Below are 21,048 nucleotides of genomic sequence, written 5' to 3' on the forward strand. Positions count from 1 at the left end.
TTGAGTCACGCCCCGTGCGCCTGCGCCGGGGCGTTTGTTTTGCCCAGCCCCTTCTGCGCGGTCCTCATCACCCGGAAGGAGGCCGAGGCTCATGGCGAGGCCCGACAAGGTCGCAGCAGTTGAGGAGATCACGGACAAGTTCCGTAACTCCAACGCAGCTGTGGTGACCGCGTACACCGGACTGTCCGTTGCGCAGCTCAAGGAGCTGCGCCGTTCGCTCGGTGACAACGCTCAGTACCGTGTGGTGAAGAACACGCTGACCAAGATTGCGGCGAATGAGGCCGGAATCGCGCTGGACGAGCACCTCAAGGGCTCGACCGCAGTTGCCTTCGTGACCGGTGACCCGGTCACGGCGGCGAAGGGTCTTCGTGACTTCGCCAAGGAGAACCCCGCTCTCGTCATCCAGGGCGGTGTCCTTGATGGCAAGGCGCTGTCCGCCGACGAGATCAAGAAGCTTGCGGACCTCGAGTCCCGCGAGGTTCTGCTCGCCAAGCTGGCGGGTGGCATGAAGGCGTCCATGGCCAAGGCCGCGGCGACTTTCCAGGCCCCCCTCACGAAGTTCGCCCGCACCGCGGACGCGCTTCGCAGCAAGGTGGAGCAGGGCGGTGCCGGTACGCCGGCTCCCGCCGAGGCTGCCGAGTAAGCACCTTCATGCCCCTCGCGGGGCGTGGCTCTCAGCAGTCCAGCGGGCCCGTACGCCCGCCAGACATATACATCCGGCACCAGCCGAATTAGTGGAAGGACCGCCCCCATGGCGAAGCTCAGCCAGGAAGACCTGCTCGCGCAGTTCGAGGACATGACCCTCCTGGAGCTCTCCGCGTTCGTGAAGCTCTTCGAGGAGAAGTTCGACGTCGAGGCTGCCGCCCCGGTCGCCGTTGCCGCCGGTGTCCCCGGTGCCCCCGCCGCCGCCGAGGCCGAGGAGCAGGACGAGTTCGACGTCGTCCTCACCGGCGCCGGTGACAAGAAGATCCAGGTCATCAAGGTCGTGCGTGAGCTGACCTCCCTGGGCCTGAAGGAGGCCAAGGACCTCGTCGACGGCACCCCGAAGCCCGTCCTCGAGAAGGTCGACAAGGCTGCCGCGGACAAGGCCGCCGAGGCCCTCAAGGGCGCCGGCGCCTCCGTCGAGGTCAAGTGACCTCACTGAGTCTCCGACTCACGTCCTGAGCGCCTCTGGCGCCCCTGGACACAGCGAAGGGCGATCACCCAAGCGGGTGGTCGCCCTTCGGCGTGCTCGCCACGGCTGCGTTGCCCCGGCCCGGCGTGCGAGTATGGTGATCTTCGTTGCCCTGACGTGCCCCGTGTGACGATCTCGCAGGGGCGGGGGGCCTTGACGAACCGGACGCGGCGCGCAATTCTCGGGACGCAACGCAGAAGCGATCCAGGGTCCGAGGCATGGATCGCGGGCGAAGAGGGAAGCATCGGTGTGCGCCACTGGCGCAGGGCTTTCGGCAGGCGCAGGGCATTGGACGCAGCGAAGAACAACGAGGGGTTCCTCCGGCTCGGAGGGCGCCACCTCCCGGAGGGAGAAGATCGGTATCACGGTGCTGGACCGGTCTCCGGAAACTCGCTCTGGACATCAGTGTGCCAAGTGGCTACACTGACCCTTTGCGCTGCCTGTTAGCTGCTCCCTGCCCGTCACCAGGGGCATGCCCGAACCTGAGCATCACTGACTGAACCGCCCTGACCTGGGCTTTCCCTCAGTCTGTTCGATTCGGGACCGGTACGCGCGTAGTGAGTCCGAGCCCTCGGAAGGACCCCCTCTTGGCCGCCTCGCGCAACGCCTCGACTGCCAATACGAACAACGGCGACAGCACCGCCCCGCTGCGCATCTCTTTTGCGAAGATCAAGGAGCCCCTCGGGGTTCCCAACCTCCTTGCGCTGCAGACCGAAAGCTTCGACTGGCTGCTCGGCAATGCCGCATGGAAGGGTCGCGTCGAGGCTGCGCTGGAGAGTGGGCAGGAAGTCCCCACCAAGTCCGGTCTCGAAGAGATCTTTGAAGAGATCTCCCCGATCGAAGACTTCTCCGGGTCGATGTCGCTGACGTTCCGCGACCACCGCTTCGAGCCCCCGAAGAACTCCATCGACGAGTGCAAGGAGCGCGACTTCACGTACGCGGCTCCGCTCTTCGTCACCGCGGAGTTCACCAACAACGAGACCGGCGAGATCAAGTCCCAGACGGTCTTCATGGGCGACTTCCCGCTCATGACGAACAAGGGCACCTTCTGCATCAACGGCACCGAGCGTGTCGTCGTCTCGCAGCTGGTGCGCTCGCCGGGCGTCTACTTCGACAGCTCCATCGACAAGACGTCCGACAAGGACATCTTCTCGGCCAAGGTCATCCCGTCCCGGGGTGCCTGGCTGGAGCTGGAGATCGACAAGCGCGACATGGTCGGTGTGCGCATCGACCGCAAGCGCAAGCAGTCCGTCACCGTCCTGCTCAAGGCTCTCGGTTGGACGACCGAGCAGATCCTGGAGGAGTTCGGCGAGTACGAGTCCATGCGCGCCACCCTGGAGAAGGACCACACCCAGGGCCAGGACGACGCGCTGCTCGACATCTACCGCAAGCTGCGTCCGGGCGAGCCGCCGACCCGTGAGGCCGCGCAGACGCTGCTGGAGAACCTCTACTTCAACCCCAAGCGTTATGACCTCGCCAAGGTCGGCCGCTACAAGGTCAACAAGAAGCTGGGCGGCGACGAGCCGCTGGACGCCGGTGTGCTGACCACCGATGACGTCATCGCCACGATCAAGTACCTGGTCAAGCTGCACGCCGGCGAGACCGAGACGACCGGCGAGTCCGGCCGTTCGATCGTGGTCGAGACCGACGACATCGACCACTTCGGCAACCGTCGTCTGCGCAACGTCGGCGAGCTCATCCAGAACCAGGTCCGCACGGGCCTGGCGCGTATGGAGCGCGTCGTGCGTGAGCGCATGACGACCCAGGACGTCGAGGCGATCACGCCGCAGACGCTGATCAACATCCGGCCGGTCGTCGCCTCCATCAAGGAGTTCTTCGGCACCAGCCAGCTGTCCCAGTTCATGGACCAGACCAACCCGCTGTCGGGTCTGACCCACAAGCGCCGTCTGTCGGCGCTTGGCCCGGGTGGTCTCTCCCGTGAGCGGGCCGGCCTGGACGTCCGTGACGTGCACCCCTCGCACTACGGCCGCATGTGCCCGATCGAGACCCCTGAAGGTCCCAACATCGGTCTGATCGGCTCGCTGGCCTCGTACGGCCGGGTCAACGTCTTCGGCTTCATCGAGACGCCCTACCGCAAGGTCGTCGACGGCCAGGTCACCGAGGAGGTGGACTACCTCACCGCAGATGAGGAGGACCGCTTCCTGATCGCGCAGGCCAACGCCAAGCTCACCGAGGACATGCGCTTCGCCGAGCAGCGTGTGCTGGTCCGCCAGCGTGGCGGCGAGGTCGACCTGATCCCCGCCGAGGACGTCGACTTCATGGACGTCTCGCCGCGCCAGATGGTGTCGGCCGCGACCGCCATGATTCCGTTCCTGGAGCACGACGACGCCAACCGCGCGCTCATGGGATCGAACATGATGCGCCAGGCGGTTCCGCTGATCAAGGCGGAGTCCCCGCTGGTCGGCACCGGCATGGAGTACCGCTGTGCGGTCGACGCCGGTGACGTCATCAAGGCGGAGAAGGACGGTGTGGTCCAGGAGGTTTCCGCGGACTACATCACCGTCGCCAACGACGACGGCACGTACACCACGTACCGCGTCGCCAAGTTCACCCGCTCCAACCAGGGCACCTCCTTCAACCAGAAGGTCGTCGTGGACGAGGGCGCGCGGGTCATCGAGGGCCAGGTCCTCGCCGACGGTCCGTCCACGGACGAAGGCGAGATGGCGCTCGGCAAGAACCTGCTCGTGGCGTTCATGCCGTGGGAGGGTCACAACTACGAGGACGCGATCATCCTGTCGCAGCGCCTCGTGCAGGACGACGTCCTCTCCTCGATCCACATCGAGGAGCACGAGGTCGACGCCCGTGACACCAAGCTCGGCCCGGAGGAGATCACCCGGGACATCCCGAACGTCTCCGAAGAGGTCCTTTCCGACCTCGACGAGCGCGGCATCATCCGTATCGGTGCCGAGGTCGTCGCCGGCGACATCCTCGTCGGCAAGGTCACGCCCAAGGGTGAGACCGAGCTGACCCCCGAGGAGCGCCTGCTGCGCGCGATCTTCGGTGAGAAGGCGCGCGAGGTGCGCGACACCTCGCTGAAGGTGCCGCACGGTGAGATCGGCAAGGTCATCGGCGTCCGCGTCTTCGACCGCGAAGAGGGCGACGAGCTGCCCCCGGGTGTGAACCAGCTGGTTCGCGTCTACGTCGCGCAGAAGCGCAAGATCACCGATGGTGACAAGCTCGCCGGCCGTCACGGCAACAAGGGCGTCATCTCGAAGATCCTGCCGGTCGAGGACATGCCGTTCCTGGAGGACGGCACCCCGGTCGACATCATCCTCAACCCGCTGGGTGTCCCGTCCCGAATGAACCCGGGACAGGTCCTGGAGATCCACCTCGGCTGGCTCGCCAGCCAGGGCTGGAAGGTCGAGGGTGTCGAGGAGGAGTGGAAGCAGCGCCTGCACGCCATTGCGGCGGACGAGGTCGCTCCCGGCTCCAACGTCGCCACCCCGGTGTTCGACGGTGCGCGCGAGGACGAGATCTCCGGTCTCTTCGAGTCCACGATCCCGAACCGCGACGGCGAGCGCATGGTCAAGGGTTCCGGCAAGGCGCGGCTGTTCGACGGCCGCTCCGGTGAGCCGTTCCCGGACCCGATCTCGATCGGGTACATGTACATCCTCAAGCTGCACCACCTGGTCGACGACAAGCTGCACGCGCGCTCGACCGGTCCGTACTCGATGATCACCCAGCAGCCGCTGGGTGGTAAGGCCCAGTTCGGTGGTCAGCGCTTCGGTGAGATGGAGGTGTGGGCGCTGGAGGCATACGGCGCCGCGTACGCCCTCCAGGAGCTGCTCACGATCAAGTCCGACGACGTCACCGGCCGCGTGAAGGTCTACGAGGCCATCGTCAAGGGCGAGAACATCCCCGAGCCCGGCATTCCCGAGTCCTTCAAGGTGCTCATCAAGGAAATGCAGTCGCTCTGCCTCAACGTGGAGGTGCTGTCCTCGGACGGCATGTCCATCGAGATGCGCGACACCGACGAGGACGTCTTCCGTGCAGCGGAAGAGCTCGGTATCGACCTGTCCCGGCGCGAGCCGAGCAGCGTCGAAGAGGTCTGACGGGTCTGGCCGGGGCTCCCACTCAGAGCCCCGGCCGTCCCCGGACCCCCCGTCAGACCATGATTGAGACTCGACCCTGAAAGAGGGATTGACGACAGTGCTCGACGTCAACTTCTTCGACGAGCTGCGGATCGGCCTCGCCACCGCTGACGACATCCGTCAGTGGTCCCACGGTGAGGTCAAGAAGCCGGAGACCATCAACTACCGCACCCTCAAGCCCGAAAAGGACGGACTCTTCTGCGAGAAGATCTTCGGTCCGACCCGGGACTGGGAGTGCTACTGCGGTAAGTACAAGCGCGTCCGCTTCAAGGGCATCATCTGCGAGCGCTGCGGCGTCGAGGTCACTCGCGCCAAGGTGCGCCGTGAGCGGATGGGCCACATCGAGCTGGCCGCTCCCGTCACCCACATCTGGTACTTCAAGGGCGTGCCGAGCCGGCTGGGCTACCTGCTGGACCTCGCGCCCAAGGACCTCGAAAAGGTCATCTACTTCGCCGCCTACATGATCACGTGGGTGGACGAGGAGCGCCGTACGCGCGACCTGCCCTCGCTGGAGGCGCACGTCTCCGTCGAGCGTCAGCAGATCGAGCAGCGCCGCGACTCCGACCTGGAGGCCCGCGCCAAGAAGCTTGAGACCGACCTGGCCGAGCTGGAGGCCGAGGGCGCCAAGGCCGACGTGCGCCGCAAGGTGCGCGAGGGTGCCGAGCGTGAGATGAAGCAGCTGCGCGACCGTGCGCAGCGCGAGATCGACCGCCTCGACGAGGTCTGGAACCGCTTCAAGAACCTCAAGGTCCAGGACCTGGAGGGCGACGAGCTGCTCTACCGCGAGCTGCGTGACCGCTTCGGCACGTACTTCGACGGTGCGATGGGCGCCGCCTCGCTGCAGAAGCGGCTGGAGACCTTCGATCTGGACGAGGAGGCCGAGCGCCTCCGCGAGATCATCCGGACCGGCAAGGGCCAGAAGAAGACCCGTGCGCTCAAGCGCCTCAAGGTCGTCTCCGCCTTCCTGCAGACCCGCAACAGCCCCAAGGGCATGGTGCTGGACTGCATCCCGGTGATCCCGCCGGACCTGCGTCCGATGGTGCAGCTGGACGGTGGCCGCTTCGCGACCTCCGACCTGAACGACCTGTACCGCCGTGTGATCAACCGCAACAACCGCCTGAAGCGGCTTCTCGACCTCGGTGCGCCCGAGATCATCGTGAACAACGAGAAGCGCATGCTCCAGGAGGCCGTGGACGCGCTCTTCGACAACGGTCGTCGCGGTCGCCCGGTCACCGGTCCCGGTAACCGCCCGCTGAAGTCCCTGAGCGACATGCTCAAGGGCAAGCAGGGTCGTTTCCGTCAGAACCTGCTCGGCAAGCGAGTCGACTACTCGGCGCGTTCCGTCATCGTCGTCGGCCCGCAGCTCAAGCTGCACCAGTGTGGTCTGCCCAAGGCCATGGCGCTGGAGCTCTTCAAGCCGTTCGTGATGAAGCGCCTGGTCGACCTGAACCACGCGCAGAACATCAAGTCGGCCAAGCGCATGGTCGAGCGCGGCCGCACCGTCGTGTACGACGTCCTCGAAGAGGTCATCGCCGAGCACCCGGTGCTGCTGAACCGTGCGCCCACCCTGCACCGCCTCGGCATCCAGGCCTTCGAGCCGCAGCTGGTCGAGGGCAAGGCCATTCAGATTCACCCGCTCGTCTGCACCGCGTTCAACGCGGACTTCGACGGTGACCAGATGGCCGTGCACCTGCCGCTGTCCGCGGAGGCGCAGGCCGAGGCCCGCATCCTGATGCTGTCCTCGAACAACATCCTCAAGCCGGCCGACGGCCGTCCGGTCACCATGCCGACCCAGGACATGGTGCTGGGCCTGTTCTTCCTCACCACTGACGAGGAAGAGCGCAAGGTCATCGGCGAGGGCCGGGCGTTCGGCTCGGTCGCCGAGGCGATCATGGCGTTCGACGCCAAGGAGCTGTCGCTCCAGGCGAAGGTCGACATCCGCTTCCCGATCGGCACCGTCCCGCCCCGTGGCTGGACCCCGCCGACTCCGGAGGAGGGCGAGCCCGAGTGGCAGCAGGGTGACAGCTTCCGCCTGCGGACGACCCTGGGCCGCGCGCTCTTCAACGAGCTGCTGCCCGAGGACTACCCGTTCGTCGACTACTCGGTGGGCAAGAAGCAGCTCTCCGCGATCGTCAACGACCTGGCCGAGCGCTACCCCAAGGTCATCGTGGCGGCGACGCTCGACAACCTGAAGGCGGCCGGCTTCCACTGGGCGACCCGTTCCGGCGTCACCGTCGCCGTCTCGGACATCGTCGTCCCGGAGGCCAAGAAGGGCATCGTCGCGGGCTACGAAGCCCAGGACGAGAAGGTCCAGAAGCAGTACGAGCGCGGTCTGATCACCAAGGACGAGCGCACGCAGGAGCTCATCAACATCTGGACCAAGGCGACCAACGAGGTTGCCGAGGCGATGAATGAGAACTTCCCCAAGACGAACCCCATCTTCATGATGGTTGACTCGGGTGCCCGAGGAAACATGATGCAGATGCGTCAGATCGCCGGTATGCGTGGTCTGGTGTCGAACGCCAAGAACGAGACCATCCCGCGACCCATTAAGGCGTCGTTCCGCGAGGGTCTCTCCGTGCTGGAGTACTTCATCTCCACGCACGGTGCCCGTAAGGGTCTGGCGGACACCGCCCTGCGTACCGCCGACTCGGGTTACCTGACCCGTCGTCTGGTGGACGTCTCGCAGGACGTGATCATCCGCGAGGAGGACTGCGGCACCGAGCGCGGCCTCAAGCTGAAGATCGCGACCCGCGGCGCCGACGGCAGCCTGCGCAAGACGGACGACGTGGAGTCGAGCGTCTACGCCCGCATGCTGGCCGAGGACGTCGTCGTCGACGGCAAGGTCATCGCCTCCGCGAACGTCGACCTCGGTGACGTGCTCATCGACCAGCTGGTCGCGCACGGCGTCGAGGAGGTCAAGACCCGCTCGGTCCTGACCTGCGAGTCCGCGGTCGGCACCTGTGCCTTCTGCTACGGCCGTTCGCTGGCCACCGGCAAGCTGGTCGACATCGGTGAGGCGGTCGGCATCATCGCCGCCCAGTCCATCGGTGAGCCCGGCACCCAGCTGACGATGCGTACCTTCCACACCGGTGGTGTGGCGGGTGACGACATCACCCTGGGTCTGCCGCGTGTCGTCGAGCTCTTCGAGGCCCGTACGCCCAAGGGTGTCGCGCCGATCTCGGAGGCGGCAGGCCGCGTCCGTATCGAGGAGACCGAGAAGACCAAGAAGGTTGTCGTCACCCCCGACGACGGCAGCGACGAGACCGCTTACGGCGTCTCGAAGCGTGCCCGTCTGCTGGTGGGCGAGGGCGACCACGTCCAGGTCGGCCAGCCGCTCACGCTGGGTGCCATCAACCCGCACGACGTGCTGCGGATCCTCGGCCAGCGTGCCGTCCAGGTCCACCTCGTCGGCGAGGTCCAGAAGGTCTACAACAGCCAGGGCGTGGCGATCCACGACAAGCACATCGAGATCAACATCCGGCAGATGCTGCGCCGCGTGACGATCATCGAGTCCGGCGACGCGGAGCTGCTGCCGGGCGAGCTGGTGGAGCGCACGAAGTTCGAGGGCGAGAACCGTCGCGTCGTGGCGGAAGGCGGCCACCCGGCCTCCGGTCGTCCGCAGCTGATGGGTATCACCAAGGCTTCGCTGGCCACCGAGTCCTGGCTGTCGGCGGCGTCCTTCCAGGAGACGACCAGGGTCCTGACCGACGCGGCGATCAACGCCAAGTCGGACTCCCTGATCGGCCTCAAGGAGAACGTCATCATCGGTAAGCTCATCCCGGCCGGTACGGGCCTGTCCCGCTACCGCAACATCCGGGTCGAGCCCACCGAAGAGGCCAAGGCCGCGATGTACTCGGCCGTCGGTTACGACGACATCGACTACTCGCCCTTCGGCACCGGCTCCGGCCAGGCGGTCCCGCTGGAGGACTACGACTACGGTCCTTACAACCAGTAGGACGGCCGTCCGGCCGCGCGCCGGATACGTGCTCAACCGCAGGGCGGTCACCCGATCGGGTGACCGCCCTGCGGCGTTGTGCAGCCGTCGCGCCGCGGCCCGCCGCCCGAGGGAACTCGTCCTCCCATTGCTGCGTCTGTGATGAGAAGATGGGGAGAGCTGTCGAGCGGGGGAGGATCGCGCATGGCATTCCAGCCGTGGCAGGGTGGGCAGCCCGTTCAGCCGCCGCATCAGGTGGCGGCGACGATGCGTGCTTCGCATGCGGACCGTGAGCGTGCGGTCGACGTGCTGAAGGCGGGGTTCGCCGAGGGCCGGCTCGCGCAGGGGGAGTACGAGCAGCGCATCACGCGGGCCTATCAGGCGCAGACGCATGCCGAGCTGCAGATGCTGGTCGCTGACCTTCCGCAGGGGCCGGTGCCGCAGGCGCAGTTCGCGCCGCGGCCGGTGCCGGCGGCGTTCCTGCCGATGCAGATGCCGGTGCCGGTGCACACGAACAGCTCCGCCACCGGCGCGCTGGTGTGCGGGATCATGACGCCGGTGACCTGGGGGCTGACCGCGATCCCGGCCGTCATCCTGGGGCACAAGGCGCGCGCCGAGATCCGCAGGAGCGGCGAGCGCGGGGACGGGCAGGCGCTCACGGGGCTGGTGCTGGGCTGGCTGGGGATCGGTGGCTGGGCGCTGTTCTTCCTGGTGTTCCTCGTCGCGGTGGCTTCCCGAGGGTGAGCGTCGGCTGCGGCGGGAGGCGCCCGGCCGTGGGGCTCACCGTGACCGGCTTCTGACCGGTTGTGCCCGGCGTGTCGGCCCCGAGGCATTTGTTTTGACCGGAGTCGGTGAGGTAGGTACGCTCAGACCTTGTGCCTGGGGTGTGCCCTGGCTGCCATGCGTGTCTTCAGCCGCATGGCGAGCTGTTTTCGGCCACGCCGCAATCTGCGCCTTTTCCGCCTCGCAGCGGGAGCATGCAGTTTCGACACACCCGACCTCGTGGGTCGGCGTGTGTTTCAGGTTAGCTTTACCGTGATTGGCACACAGAAACCGGAGAAGTAGTGCCTACGATCCAGCAGCTGGTCCGGAAGGGCCGGCAGGACAAGGTCGAGAAGAACAAGACGCCCGCTCTGGAGGGTTCGCCCCAGCGCCGCGGCGTCTGCACGCGTGTTTTCACGACCACCCCGAAGAAGCCGAACTCGGCCCTGCGTAAGGTCGCGCGTGTGCGTCTGACCAGCGGGATCGAGGTCACCGCTTACATTCCGGGTGAGGGCCACAACCTGCAGGAGCACTCGATCGTGCTCGTGCGTGGCGGCCGTGTGAAGGACCTGCCGGGTGTTCGGTACAAGATCATCCGCGGCTCCCTCGACACGCAGGGCGTCAAGAACCGTAAGCAGGCTCGCAGCCGCTACGGCGCCAAGAAGGAGAAGTAAGAATGCCTCGTAAGGGCCCCGCCCCGAAGCGCCCGGTCATCATCGACCCGGTCTACGGCTCTCCTCTGGTGACCTCCCTCATCAACAAGGTTCTGCTGAACGGAAAGCGCTCCACCGCCGAGCGCATCGTTTACGGCGCCATGGAGGGTCTGCGCGAGAAGACCGGTAACGACCCGGTCATCACGCTCAAGCGCGCGCTCGAGAACATCAAGCCGACCCTTGAGGTCAAGTCCCGCCGTGTCGGTGGCGCGACCTACCAGGTCCCGGTCGAGGTCAAGCCCGGCCGTGCCGCCACCCTCTCGCTCCGCTGGCTCGTGGGCTACTCCCGCGCCCGTCGCGAGAAGACCATGACCGAGCGCCTCATGAACGAACTGCTCGACGCCTCCAACGGCCTCGGCGCTTCGGTCAAGAAGCGCGAGGACACGCACAAGATGGCCGAGTCCAACAAGGCCTTCGCGCACTACCGCTGGTAGTCGCAACCCACATCGAGACCGAGAGAAGATTGAGCCGATATGGCCACCACTTCGCTTGACCTGGCCAAGGTCCGCAACATCGGGATCATGGCCCACATCGACGCGGGCAAGACGACCACCACCGAGCGGATCCTGTTCTACACCGGTGTCTCTTACAAGATCGGTGAAGTCCACGACGGCGCTGCCACGATGGACTGGATGGAGCAGGAGCAGGAGCGCGGCATCACGATCACGTCTGCCGCGACGACCTGCCACTGGCCGCTGAACGACGTCGACCACACCATCAACATCATCGACACGCCGGGCCACGTCGACTTCACCGTCGAGGTGGAGCGTTCGCTGCGCGTCCTCGACGGTGCCGTGACGGTGTTCGACGGCGTTGCCGGTGTTGAGCCCCAGTCCGAGACCGTTTGGCGTCAGGCGGACCGCTACGGCGTGCCGCGCATCTGCTTCGTCAACAAGCTCGACCGCACCGGTGCCGAGTTCCACCGCTGCGTCGACATGATCGTGGACCGCCTGGGTGCGGTGCCGATCGTGATGCAGCTGCCGATCGGTACCGAGGCGGACTTCCAGGGAGTCGTCGACCTCGTCACCATGAAGGCCCTCGTGTGGTCCGCCGAGGCGGCCAAGGGCGAGATGTACGACACCGTCGACATCCCGGCCACGCACACCGAGGCAGCCGAAGAGTGGCGCGGCAAGCTCCTCGAAGCCGTCGCGGAGAACGACGAAGACATGATGGAGCTGTACCTGGAGGGCCAGGAGCCCACCGTGGAGCAGCTCTACGCGGCGATTCGTCGGATCACGATCGCTTCCGGCAAGGCGGAGAACAAGACCGTCACCCCGGTGTTCTGCGGTACCGCGTTCAAGAACAAGGGCGTGCAGCCCCTGCTCGACGCGGTCGTGCGCTACCTCCCCTCGCCGCTGGACGTCGAGGCCATCGAGGGCCACGCGGTCAGCGACGCCGAGCAGGTCGTCACCCGTAAGCCTTCCGAGGACGAGCCGCTGGCCGCCCTCGCCTTCAAGATCGCGAGCGACCCGCACCTGGGCAAGCTCACGTTCATCCGGGTGTACTCGGGCCGCCTTGAGGCCGGCTCGCAGGTGCAGAACTCGGTGAAGGGCAAGAAGGAGCGCATCGGCAAGATCTACCGGATGCACGCGAACAAGCGTGAGGAGATCGAGTCGGTGGGTGCCGGTGACATCGTCGCCGTCATGGGTCTGAAGCAGACCACCACCGGTGAGACCCTCTGCGACGCGGGCAACCCGGTGATCCTGGAGTCGATGGAGTTCCCCGCTCCGGTCATCCAGGTCGCCATTGAGCCCAAGTCCAAGGGCGACCAGGAGAAGCTGGGTGTCGCCATCCAGCGCCTCGCGGAAGAGGACCCGTCGTTCCAGGTCCACACCGACGAGGAGACCGGCCAGACCATCATCGCGGGTATGGGCGAGCTGCACCTCGACGTGCTGGTCGACCGTATGAAGCGCGAGTTCCGGGTCGAGGCCAACGTCGGTAAGCCGCAGGTGGCCTACCGTGAGACGCTGCGCAAGCCGGTCGAGCGCCTGGACTACACGCACAAGAAGCAGACCGGTGGTTCCGGTCAGTTCGCGAAGGTCCAGATCGCGATCGCGCCGCTTGAGGGCGACGGGTACGAGTTCGAGAACAAGGTCACCGGTGGCCGTATCCCGCGGGAGTACATCCCGTCCGTGGACGCGGGCTGCCAGGAGGCCATGGAGTTCGGTGTTCTCGCCGGCTACCCGCTGACCGGTGTCAAGGTCACCCTGCTCGACGGTGCCTTCCACGAGGTCGACTCGTCCGAGATGGCCTTCAAGATCGCCGGTTCGATGGCCTTCAAGGAGGCCGCCCGCAAGGCCAGCCCGGCCCTGCTTGAGCCGATGATGAAGGTCGAGGTGACGACGCCCGAGGACTACATGGGTGACGTCATCGGCGACATCAACTCGCGCCGCGGTCAGATCCAGTCCATGGAGGACCGCAGCGGCGCCAAGCTCGTCACGGGCCTGGTCCCGCTGTCGGAGATGTTCGGCTACGTCGGAGACCTCCGCAGCAAGACGTCGGGTCGCGCAAGCTACTCGATGCAGTTCGACTCCTACGCCGAGGTTCCCCGGAACGTCGCCGAGGAGATCATCGCGAAGGCCAAGGGCGAGTAGCTCCGTCTCCCGATAGTCGGAACACGCTTTAGGCTTGACACCGTCTGCCGGGGCAATCCCCGCAATCCGTGAGGAATGTCCCGGCAGCCGGCATCCCAGCAAAGATCACCTGGCGCCGATGAGTAAGGCGTACAGAACCACTTCAGGAGGAACCAGTGGCGAAGGCGAAGTTCGAGCGGACTAAGCCGCACGTCAACATCGGCACCATCGGTCACATCGACCACGGTAAGACGACCCTCACGGCCGCCATTACCAAGGTGCTGCACGACGAGTACCCGGACCTGAACGAGGCCTCGGCCTTTGACCAGATCGACAAGGCTCCCGAGGAGCGCCAGCGCGGTATCACGATTTCGATCGCGCACGTCGAGTACCAGACGGAGAACCGTCACTACGCCCACGTCGACTGCCCCGGTCACGCGGACTACATCAAGAACATGATCACGGGTGCGGCGCAGATGGACGGCGCCATCCTCGTGGTTGCCGCCACCGACGGCCCGATGCCGCAGACCAAGGAGCACGTGCTCCTGGCCCGCCAGGTCGGCGTTCCCTACATCGTTGTCGCCCTGAACAAGGCCGACATGGTGGACGACGAGGAGATCCTGGAGCTCGTCGAGCTTGAGGTCCGTGAGCTCCTCTCCGAGTACGAGTTCCCGGGCGACGACGTTCCGGTCGTCAAGGTCTCGGCGCTCAAGGCGCTCGAGGGCGACGCCGAGTGGGGCAAGTCGATCGTCGAGCTGATGAAGGCCGTCGACGAGGCGATCCCGCAGCCCGAGCGTGACGTCGACAAGCCGTTCCTGATGCCGATCGAGGACGTCTTCACGATCACCGGCCGTGGCACCGTTGTCACCGGTCGTATCGAGCGTGGTGTCCTCAAGGTCAACGAGACCGTCGACATCATCGGCATCAAGCAGGAGAAGACCACCACCACGGTCACCGGCATCGAGATGTTCCGGAAGCTGCTGGACGAGGGTCAGGCCGGTGAGAACGTCGGTCTGCTGCTTCGCGGTATCAAGCGCGAGGACGTCGAGCGCGGCCAGGTCATCATCAAGCCGGGTTCGGTCACGCCGCACACCTCCTTCGAGGCCCAGGCGTACATCCTGTCGAAGGACGAGGGTGGCCGTCACACCCCCTTCTTCAACAACTACCGCCCGCAGTTCTACTTCCGTACGACTGACGTGACCGGCGTCGTGACCCTCCCCGAGGGCACCGAGATGGTCATGCCGGGCGACAACACCGAGATGTCGGTCGAGCTGATCCAGCCGGTCGCCATGGAGGAGGGCCTGAAGTTCGCCATCCGTGAGGGTGGCCGGACCGTCGGCGCCGGCCAGGTCACCAAGATCAACGTCTGATTTCGTTGATCGGGGTAACCCGGTAGCTCCCCGGAGCATTCGAGCCTCGGCTCACGGAAGCGCCCGTACGACTTCGGTCGTGCGGGCGCTTTCCGCTGTCCCGGTGCGGGGTCGCGCGGGCGGCCGGGGCTTGCCTGGGCGGGGCCGCTCGCCGACGATGGGCGGGCCGGCGCGTACTCCCCCGGGGAGACGCGACCCTTTGTCCCAGGAGTGACGCCGTGCTGCGCACCATGTTCAAGTCCAAGATCCACCGGGCCACCGTGACCCAGGCCGACCTGCACTACGTCGGGTCGGTCACCGTCGACGCCGACCTGCTGGACGCCGCCGATCTGCTGCCCGGCGAGCTGGTCCACATCGTCGACGTCACCAACGGGGCCCGGCTGGAGACGTACACCATCGCGGGGGAGCGCGGCTCGGGCGTCATCGGGATCAACGGGGCCGCCGCGCACCTCGTGCACCCCGGCGATCTCGTCATCCTCATCAGTTACGCGCAGGTGGACGACGCGGAGGCGCGGGCACTGCGGCCGCGGGTGGTGCATGTGGACGCCGGGAACCGGATCGCCGGGGTCGGGGCGGACGCGTCAGAGCCGGCGCCGGGGAGCGGGACGGTGCGGGGGCCCGGGGCGGTCGCGGGGGTGTAGGCGCGTCGGAGGGTGCCCGCGGGCGGCCGGAAAGGGTGGGCAAACCGCCCTTTCGCGCGAGCCGAGGGGTTGGGCGCCGGTGTCGTGGGGTACCCTCCCCGGCTTCGGTTGGCCAGCCATGGCGCAGGTGTGGCACACTGTCCAGGTTGCTCGGTTGAGTGCCGATGCTGCGCGCCTCCCGCCGGGAGGACCGGAAGCGAGTCCCAGGTATTCGTCGTCCCTTTTCAGGGGCGGAAGTACGGGAATCTTCCGGGAAGTGTCAGCGGGGTGCCTCAGCCAGGCGCTCGGTGGGTGTTCTGCCCCCACTTCTCCTTCTTGAAGGGTTTCCGTTACGGAAATTTTCGGGAAGGGGCGCGACACGCCCGACCGCGTGGGTCGGAGGCGGGACGCGAACGCACCGAGTCCCAGAGCGTTACGAGAGACAGGACTACGAAGTAGCCATGGCGGGACAGAAGATCCGCATCCGGCTCAAGGCCTACGACCACGAGGTCATCGACAGCTCGGCGAAGAAGATCGTCGAGACGGTGACGCGAACTGGTGCGTCGGTCGCGGGCCCGGTGCCGCTGCCCACTGAGAAGAACGTGTACTGCGTCATCAAGTCGCCGCACAAGTACAAGGACTCGCGCGAGCACTTCGAGATGCGCACGCACAAGCGCCTGATCGACATCCTCGACCCGACGCCCAAGACCGTTGACTCGCTGATGCGCCTGGACCTTCCGGCCGGCGTTGACATCGAGATCAAGCTCTGAGAGGCGCGGAAGAGATGGCTAAGCAGATCAAGGGCATCCTGGGCGAGAAGCTCGGCATGACCCAGGTCTGGGACGACAACAACCGTGTCGTTCCGGTGACCGTGGTGAAGGCCGGCCCCTGTGTCGTTACCCAGGTGCGCACCAATGACCAGGACGGCTACGACTCCGTCCAGATCGCCTTCGGCGAGATCGACCCGCGCAAGGTGAACAAGCCCCTCAAGGGCCACTTCGCGAAGGCCGACGTCACCCCCCGCCGCCACCTCGTCGAGGTCCGTACCGCCGATGCCGGCGAGTACACCCTCGGCCAGGAGCTGACTGCCGAGACCTTCGAGTCCGGCATCAAGGTGGACGTGACCGGCAAGAGCAAGGGCAAGGGCTTCGCCGGCGTCATGAAGCGTCACGGCTTCCACGGCGGCAAGGCTTCCCACGGTGCCCACCGTGTGCACCGTAAGCCGGGCTCCATCGGTGGCTGCGCCACCCCGGGCCGCGTGTTCAAGGGCATGCGGATGGCCGGTCGTATGGGCAACGAGCGGGTCACCACCCAGAACCTGACCGTCCATGCCGTTGACGCGGAGAAGGGTCTGCTGCTCATCAAGGGCGCAGTTCCTGGTCCGAACGGCGGCCTCGTCCTGGTCCGTACCGCGGCCAAGGGGGCCTGAGGTAACCGATGAGCACCATTGACATCCTTTCGCCGGCAGGTGACAAGGCCGGGACCGTCGAGCTCCCCACGGAGATCTTCGACGCCAAGGTCAGCATTCCGCTGATCCACCAGGTCGTTGTCGCTCAGCTGGCCGCTGCCCGCCAGGGCACGCACAAGACCAAGACTCGCGGCGAGGTCCGCGGCGGTGGCAAGAAGCCGTACCGCCAGAAGGGCACCGGCCGCGCGCGCCAGGGTTCGACCCGTGCGCCGCAGTTCGCCGGCGGTGGCGTCGTCCACGGCCCCGTGCCGCGTGACTACTCGCAGCGGACGCCCAAGAAGATGAAGGCTGCCGCCCTGCGCGGTGCCCTCAGCGACCGGGCCCGCAACAGCCGCATCCACGTCGTCTCCGGCGTGGTCGACGGTGCGATCTCCACGAAGGCCGCCAAGGACCTCCTCGGCAAGGTCAGCGAGCGCAAGCACGTGCTGCTGGTCGCCGAGCGTTCCGACGAGGCCGCGTGGCTGTCCGCCCGCAACCTGCCCCAGGTTCACCTCCTGGAGCCGGGCCAGCTGAACACGTACGACGTGCTCGTCTCGGACGACGTGGTCTTCACCAAGGCCGCCTTCGAGTCCTTCGTGTCTGGCCCCCAGGCCATTGAGACCGAAGGGAGCGACGCCTGATGAGTGAGGCCGTCGTCACCAGCAAGACCTTCTCGGACCCGCGCGACATTCTCGTCAAGCCGGTTGTCTCGGAGAAGAGCTACGCGCTGCTGGACGAGAACAAGTACACGTTCATCGTCGCGCCCGGCAGCAACAAGACCCAGATCAAGCAGGCCGTCGAGGCGGTCTTCTCGGTCAAGGTCACCGGGGTCAACACGATCAACCGGCAGGGCAAGCGCAAGCGCACCCGCACCGGTTTCGGCAAGCGCGCGGACACCAAGCGCGCCATCGTGACCCTCGCCGAGGGCGACCGTATCGACATCTTCGGCGGCCCGACCTCCTGACGGAGGTCGAGTCGTCCGGAATCGGACGAGGACTGAGAAATGGGTATCCGCAAGTACAAGCCGACGACCCCGGGCCGTCGTGGCTCCAGCGTCGCCGACTTTGTCGAGATCACGCGGTCCACGCCGGAGAAGTCGCTGGTCCGCCCGCTGCACAGCAAGGGCGGCCGTAACAACGCCGGTCGTGTGACCGTTCGCCACCAGGGCGGTGGCCACAAGCGCGCCTACCGAGTGATCGACTTCCGTCGTCACGACAAGGACGGCGTGCCGGCCAAGGTCGCGCACATCGAGTACGACCCCAACCGCACCGCGCGCATCGCGCTGCTGCACTACGCAGACGGCGAGAAGCGCTACATCATCGCGCCCCGTGGCCTGGTCCAGGGTGCTCGGATTGAGAACGGCCCTGGCGCCGACATCAAGCCGGGCAACAACCTGGCCCTGCGCAACATCCCCGTGGGTACGACGATCCACGCGATCGAGCTGCGGCCGGGCGGCGGTGCGAAGTTCGCCCGCTCCGCCGGTGCCTCCGTGCAGCTGCTGGCGAAGGAGGGCACCATGGCCCACCTTCGTATGCCCTCCGGTGAGATCCGCCTGGTCGACGTCCGCTGCCGCGCCACGATTGGCGAGGTCGGCAACGCCGAGCAGTCGAACATCAACTGGGGCAAGGCCGGCCGTATGCGCTGGAAGGGCGTCCGCCCGACCGTGCGCGGTGTCGTGATGAACCCCGTCGACCACCCCCACGGTGGTGGTGAAGGCAAGACTTCCGGTGGTCGCCACCCGGTCTCGCCCTGGGGTCAGAAGGAGGGTCGTACTCGCTCGCCGAAGAAGGCCAGCAACAAGTACATCGTCCGCCGCCGCAAGACGAACAAGAAGCGCTAGGAGCGGGTTTAGATGCCGCGCAGTCTCAAGAAGGGGCCCTTCGTCGACGGACACCTCACCAAGAAGGTGGATGTCCAGAACGAAGCCGGCACCAAGAACGTCATCAAGACCTGGTCCCGCCGCTCCATGATCGTCCCGGCCATGCTCGGCCACACGATCGCGGTGCACGACGGCCGCAAGCACGTCCCGGTGTTCGTCACCGAGTCGATGGTCGGCCACAAGCTCGGCGAGTTTGCGCCGACCCGCACCTTCCGCGGCCACGAGAAGGACGACCGCAAGTCGCGGCGTCGTTGATCGGCGGAGTGCGAAGACTATGACTGACACCGAAGGGACAACCATGGAAGCCAGGGCCCAGGCGCGGTACATCCGCGTCACGCCCATGAAGGCCCGCCGCGTGGTGGACCTTATCCGTGGCATGGATGCCACGGAGGCTCAGGCGGTCCTGCGTTTCGCCCCGCAGGCCGCGAGCGTGCCGGTTGGCAAGGTGCTGGACAGCGCCATTGCCAACGCCGCGCACAACTACGACCACACCGACGCCGACAGCCTCGTCATCTCCGAGGCGTACGTCGACGAGGGCCCGACCCTGAAGCGGTTCCGTCCGCGCGCCCAGGGCCGTGCCTACCGGATCCGCAAGCGGACCAGCCACATCACCGTGGTCGTCAGCAGCAAGGAAGGAACCCGGTAATGGGCCAGAAGGTTAACCCGCACGGGTTCCGGCTCGGCATCACCACCGACTTCAAGTCGCGTTGGTACGCCGACAAGCTGTACAAGGACTACGTCAAGGAAGACGTCGCCATTCGTCGCATGATGACGAAGGGCATGGAGCGCGCCGGTATCTCCAAGGTGGAGATCGAGCGCACCCGTGAGCGCGTCCGCGTTGACATCCACACCGCTCGTCCGGGCATCGTCATCGGCCGCCGTGGCGCCGAGGCCGACCGCATCCGTGGCGAACTGGAGAAGCTGACCGGCAAGCAGGTCCAGTTGAACATCCTTGAGGTCAAGAACCCCGAGGTGGACGCTCAGCTGGTGGCCCAGGCCGTCGCCGAGCAGCTGTCCTCCCGCGTCTCCTTCCGTCGCGCCATGCGTAAGAGCATGCAGTCGACGATGAAGGCCGGCGCCAAGGGCATCAAGATCCAGTGTGGTGGCCGTCTCGGCGGTGCCGAGATGTCCCGCTCGGAGTTCTACCGCGAGGGCCGTGTGCCCCTGCACACGCTCCGTGCGAACGTCGACTACGGCTTCTTCGAGGCCAAGACCACCTTCGGCCGCATCGGCGTGAAGGTCTGGATCTACAAGGGCGACGTCAAGAACATCGCCGAGGTTCGTGCGGAGAACGCTGCCGCCCGTGCGGGCAACCGCCCGGCGCGTGGTGGCGGCAACGACCGCCCGCGCCGCGGTGGCGAGCGTGGCGGCCGCGGCCGCAAGCCGCAGCAGAACGCCGCTGCCGAGGCCCCCAAGGCCGAGGCCGCTGCCGCTGCTCCGGCGGAGACCCCCGGAACGGAGGCCTGACCGACATGCTGATCCCTCGCAGGGTCAAGCACCGCAAGCAGCACCACCCGAAGCGCAACGGCATGGCCAAGGGTGGCACCGAGCTGGCCTTCGGTGAGTACGGCATCCAGGCCGTCACCCCGGCTTACGTGACGAACCGTCAGATCGAGTCCGCTCGTATCGCGATGACCCGTCACATCAAGCGTGGCGGCAAGGTCTGGATCAACATTTACCCGGACCGCCCGCTCACGAAGAAGCCGGCCGAAACCCGCATGGGTTCCGGTAAGGGTTCTCCGGAGTGGTGGGTCGCGAACGTCAAGCCCGGTCGGGTGATGTTCGAGCTGTCCTTCCCGAACGAAAAGGTTGCCAAGGAGGCGCTGACCCGCGCCGCCCACAAGCTTCCGATGAAGTGCCGCATCGTGCGGCGCGAGGCAGGTGAGTCGTGATGGCGGCCGGTATCAAGGCGACCGAGCTGCGCGAGCTGAATGACGAGGACCTCGTCGGCAAGCTTCGTGAGGCCAAGGAGGAGCTGTTCAACCTCCGCTTCCAGGCGGCGACCGGACAGCTTGAGAACCACGGTCGGCTCAAGTCCGTCCGTAAGGACATCGCCCGGATCTACACCCTGATGCGTGAGCGCGAGCTGGGCATCGAGACGGTGGAGAGCGCCTGATGAGCGAGAAGAATGTGACTGAGACGAACGAGCGCGGATTCCGCAAGACCCGCGAGGGTCTCGTCGTCAGCGACAAGATGGACAAGACCGTCGTCGTCGCTGTCGAGGACCGTGTCAAGCACGCGCTGTACGGCAAGGTCATCCGCCGTACCAACAAGCTCAAGGCGCACGACGAGCAGAACGCCGCTGGTGTCGGCGACCGCGTCCTCCTGATGGAGACCCGGCCGCTGTCCGCCTCGAAGCGCTGGCGCATCGTCGAGATCCTTGAGAAGGCCAAGTAGGGATTTCCCGTAAGGGAGTTCCGAGAGATACCGCCTGTGGGGGTTACCCCTCAGGTCAGTTCCG

Annotated in this window: 21 protein-coding genes; all 21 read left to right on the plus strand. The window is 66.3% G+C overall.

The features are described 5' to 3' along the window. Nucleotides 1-91: 91 nt before the first annotated feature. Nucleotides 92-643, plus strand: coding sequence for a 50S ribosomal protein L10 (gene rplJ, locus LIU39_RS11135; RefSeq protein WP_227046476.1), 552 nt, complete (start codon nt 92-94; stop codon nt 641-643). 108 nt (nt 644-751) lie between these two features. After that, nucleotides 752-1,135: a 50S ribosomal protein L7/L12 gene (gene rplL / locus LIU39_RS11140; protein ID WP_227046477.1), complete on the plus strand. Its 384-nt coding sequence runs from the start codon at nt 752-754 to the stop codon at nt 1,133-1,135. Nucleotides 1,136-1,761: 626 nt separating this feature from the next. Beyond that, nucleotides 1,762-5,247 (plus strand): DNA-directed RNA polymerase subunit beta, encoded by a 3,486-nt coding sequence (gene rpoB, locus LIU39_RS11145; RefSeq protein WP_227046478.1) that lies wholly within the window; start codon nt 1,762-1,764, stop codon nt 5,245-5,247. A gap of 97 nt (nt 5,248-5,344) precedes the next feature. Further along, entirely contained in the window at nt 5,345-9,244 is a 3,900-nt protein-coding gene (locus tag LIU39_RS11150) for a DNA-directed RNA polymerase subunit beta' (RefSeq protein WP_227046519.1), read from the plus strand. A gap of 246 nt (nt 9,245-9,490) precedes the next feature. Beyond that, entirely contained in the window at nt 9,491-9,967 is a 477-nt protein-coding gene (locus tag LIU39_RS11155) for a DUF1707 and DUF4190 domain-containing protein (RefSeq protein WP_227046520.1), read from the plus strand. A gap of 320 nt (nt 9,968-10,287) precedes the next feature. Next, nucleotides 10,288-10,659, plus strand: coding sequence for a 30S ribosomal protein S12 (gene rpsL, locus LIU39_RS11160; RefSeq protein WP_003948652.1), 372 nt, complete (start codon nt 10,288-10,290; stop codon nt 10,657-10,659). 2 nt (nt 10,660-10,661) lie between these two features. Next, entirely contained in the window at nt 10,662-11,132 is a 471-nt protein-coding gene (gene rpsG / locus LIU39_RS11165; protein ID WP_004571813.1) for a 30S ribosomal protein S7, read from the plus strand. A gap of 39 nt (nt 11,133-11,171) precedes the next feature. Beyond that, on the plus strand, nt 11,172-13,292 hold the full coding sequence (gene fusA / locus LIU39_RS11170) for an elongation factor G (RefSeq protein ID WP_227046479.1): 2,121 nt from the start codon (nt 11,172-11,174) through the stop codon (nt 13,290-13,292). A gap of 155 nt (nt 13,293-13,447) precedes the next feature. After that, on the plus strand, nt 13,448-14,641 hold the full coding sequence (gene tuf, locus LIU39_RS11175) for an elongation factor Tu (protein ID WP_227046480.1): 1,194 nt from the start codon (nt 13,448-13,450) through the stop codon (nt 14,639-14,641). Between the two features lie 218 nt (nt 14,642-14,859). Further along, a complete protein-coding gene (panD, locus tag LIU39_RS11180; protein ID WP_227046481.1) occupies nt 14,860-15,282 on the plus strand; it encodes an aspartate 1-decarboxylase in 423 nt (140 codons plus the stop codon). 440 nt (nt 15,283-15,722) lie between these two features. Further along, nucleotides 15,723-16,031: a 30S ribosomal protein S10 gene (gene rpsJ, locus LIU39_RS11185; protein WP_003948644.1), complete on the plus strand. Its 309-nt coding sequence runs from the start codon at nt 15,723-15,725 to the stop codon at nt 16,029-16,031. Nucleotides 16,032-16,045: 14 nt separating this feature from the next. Continuing rightward, nucleotides 16,046-16,690: a 50S ribosomal protein L3 gene (gene rplC / locus LIU39_RS11190; RefSeq protein WP_227046482.1), complete on the plus strand. Its 645-nt coding sequence runs from the start codon at nt 16,046-16,048 to the stop codon at nt 16,688-16,690. 8 nt (nt 16,691-16,698) lie between these two features. Further along, a complete protein-coding gene (gene rplD / locus LIU39_RS11195) occupies nt 16,699-17,349 on the plus strand; it encodes a 50S ribosomal protein L4 (RefSeq protein ID WP_227046483.1) in 651 nt (216 codons plus the stop codon). Then, entirely contained in the window at nt 17,349-17,672 is a 324-nt protein-coding gene (gene rplW / locus LIU39_RS11200; RefSeq protein ID WP_227046484.1) for a 50S ribosomal protein L23, read from the plus strand. Before rplD ends, rplW begins: the two co-directional genes overlap by 1 nt. Before the next feature lie 39 nt (nt 17,673-17,711). Continuing rightward, nucleotides 17,712-18,548: a 50S ribosomal protein L2 gene (gene rplB, locus LIU39_RS11205; protein WP_227046485.1), complete on the plus strand. Its 837-nt coding sequence runs from the start codon at nt 17,712-17,714 to the stop codon at nt 18,546-18,548. Nucleotides 18,549-18,560: 12 nt separating this feature from the next. Next, nucleotides 18,561-18,842, plus strand: a complete 282-nt coding sequence (rpsS, locus tag LIU39_RS11210) for a 30S ribosomal protein S19 (protein ID WP_052859621.1) — start codon at nt 18,561-18,563, stop codon at nt 18,840-18,842. Nucleotides 18,843-18,885: 43 nt separating this feature from the next. Then, nucleotides 18,886-19,233: a 50S ribosomal protein L22 gene (gene rplV, locus LIU39_RS11215; RefSeq protein ID WP_030619142.1), complete on the plus strand. Its 348-nt coding sequence runs from the start codon at nt 18,886-18,888 to the stop codon at nt 19,231-19,233. Continuing rightward, the gene (gene rpsC, locus LIU39_RS11220; protein WP_227046486.1) at nt 19,233-20,054 is read left to right on the plus strand and encodes a 30S ribosomal protein S3; all 822 of its coding nucleotides are present in this window, start codon (nt 19,233-19,235) and stop codon (nt 20,052-20,054) included. Before rplV ends, rpsC begins: the two co-directional genes overlap by 1 nt. 5 nt (nt 20,055-20,059) lie before the next feature. Next, nucleotides 20,060-20,479: a 50S ribosomal protein L16 gene (gene rplP, locus LIU39_RS11225; protein ID WP_004571829.1), complete on the plus strand. Its 420-nt coding sequence runs from the start codon at nt 20,060-20,062 to the stop codon at nt 20,477-20,479. Beyond that, nucleotides 20,479-20,703, plus strand: a complete 225-nt coding sequence (gene rpmC, locus LIU39_RS11230; protein WP_030074787.1) for a 50S ribosomal protein L29 — start codon at nt 20,479-20,481, stop codon at nt 20,701-20,703. Before rplP ends, rpmC begins: the two co-directional genes overlap by 1 nt. Next, nucleotides 20,703-20,984 carry a 30S ribosomal protein S17 gene (gene rpsQ, locus LIU39_RS11235; protein WP_030589651.1) on the plus strand — a complete coding sequence of 94 codons (282 nt, stop codon included), beginning with the start codon at nt 20,703-20,705 and terminating at the stop codon, nt 20,982-20,984. Before rpmC ends, rpsQ begins: the two co-directional genes overlap by 1 nt. Nucleotides 20,985-21,048 lie beyond the last annotated feature (64 nt).

The sequence above is a fragment of the Streptomyces pinistramenti genome (genome assembly GCF_020564935.1).
Classification (GTDB): Bacteria; Actinomycetota; Actinomycetes; order Streptomycetales; family Streptomycetaceae; genus Streptomyces; species Streptomyces pinistramenti.

Excerpts from the sequence above, each read along its gene's own strand:
- rplJ (WP_227046476.1), top strand. The coding sequence starts at position 92 with ATGGCGAGGCCCGACAAGGTCGCAGCAGTTGAGGAGATCACGGACAAG.
- rplL (WP_227046477.1), top strand. The coding sequence starts at position 752 with ATGGCGAAGCTCAGCCAGGAAGACCTGCTCGCGCAGTTCGAGGACATG.
- LIU39_RS11155 (WP_227046520.1), top strand. The coding sequence starts at position 9,491 with ATGCGTGCTTCGCATGCGGACCGTGAGCGTGCGGTCGACGTGCTGAAG.
- rpsG (WP_004571813.1), top strand. The coding sequence starts at position 10,662 with ATGCCTCGTAAGGGCCCCGCCCCGAAGCGCCCGGTCATCATCGACCCG.
- fusA (WP_227046479.1), top strand. The coding sequence starts at position 11,172 with ATGGCCACCACTTCGCTTGACCTGGCCAAGGTCCGCAACATCGGGATC.
- rpsJ (WP_003948644.1), top strand. The coding sequence starts at position 15,723 with ATGGCGGGACAGAAGATCCGCATCCGGCTCAAGGCCTACGACCACGAG.
- rplC (WP_227046482.1), top strand. The coding sequence starts at position 16,046 with ATGGCTAAGCAGATCAAGGGCATCCTGGGCGAGAAGCTCGGCATGACC.
- rplD (WP_227046483.1), top strand. The coding sequence starts at position 16,699 with ATGAGCACCATTGACATCCTTTCGCCGGCAGGTGACAAGGCCGGGACC.
- rplW (WP_227046484.1), top strand. The coding sequence starts at position 17,349 with ATGAGTGAGGCCGTCGTCACCAGCAAGACCTTCTCGGACCCGCGCGAC.
- rplB (WP_227046485.1), top strand. The coding sequence starts at position 17,712 with ATGGGTATCCGCAAGTACAAGCCGACGACCCCGGGCCGTCGTGGCTCC.
- rpsS (WP_052859621.1), top strand. The coding sequence starts at position 18,561 with ATGCCGCGCAGTCTCAAGAAGGGGCCCTTCGTCGACGGACACCTCACC.
- rplV (WP_030619142.1), top strand. The coding sequence starts at position 18,886 with ATGGAAGCCAGGGCCCAGGCGCGGTACATCCGCGTCACGCCCATGAAG.
- rpsC (WP_227046486.1), top strand. The coding sequence starts at position 19,233 with ATGGGCCAGAAGGTTAACCCGCACGGGTTCCGGCTCGGCATCACCACC.
- rplP (WP_004571829.1), top strand. The coding sequence starts at position 20,060 with ATGCTGATCCCTCGCAGGGTCAAGCACCGCAAGCAGCACCACCCGAAG.
- rpmC (WP_030074787.1), top strand. The coding sequence starts at position 20,479 with ATGGCGGCCGGTATCAAGGCGACCGAGCTGCGCGAGCTGAATGACGAG.
- rpsQ (WP_030589651.1), top strand. The coding sequence starts at position 20,703 with ATGAGCGAGAAGAATGTGACTGAGACGAACGAGCGCGGATTCCGCAAG.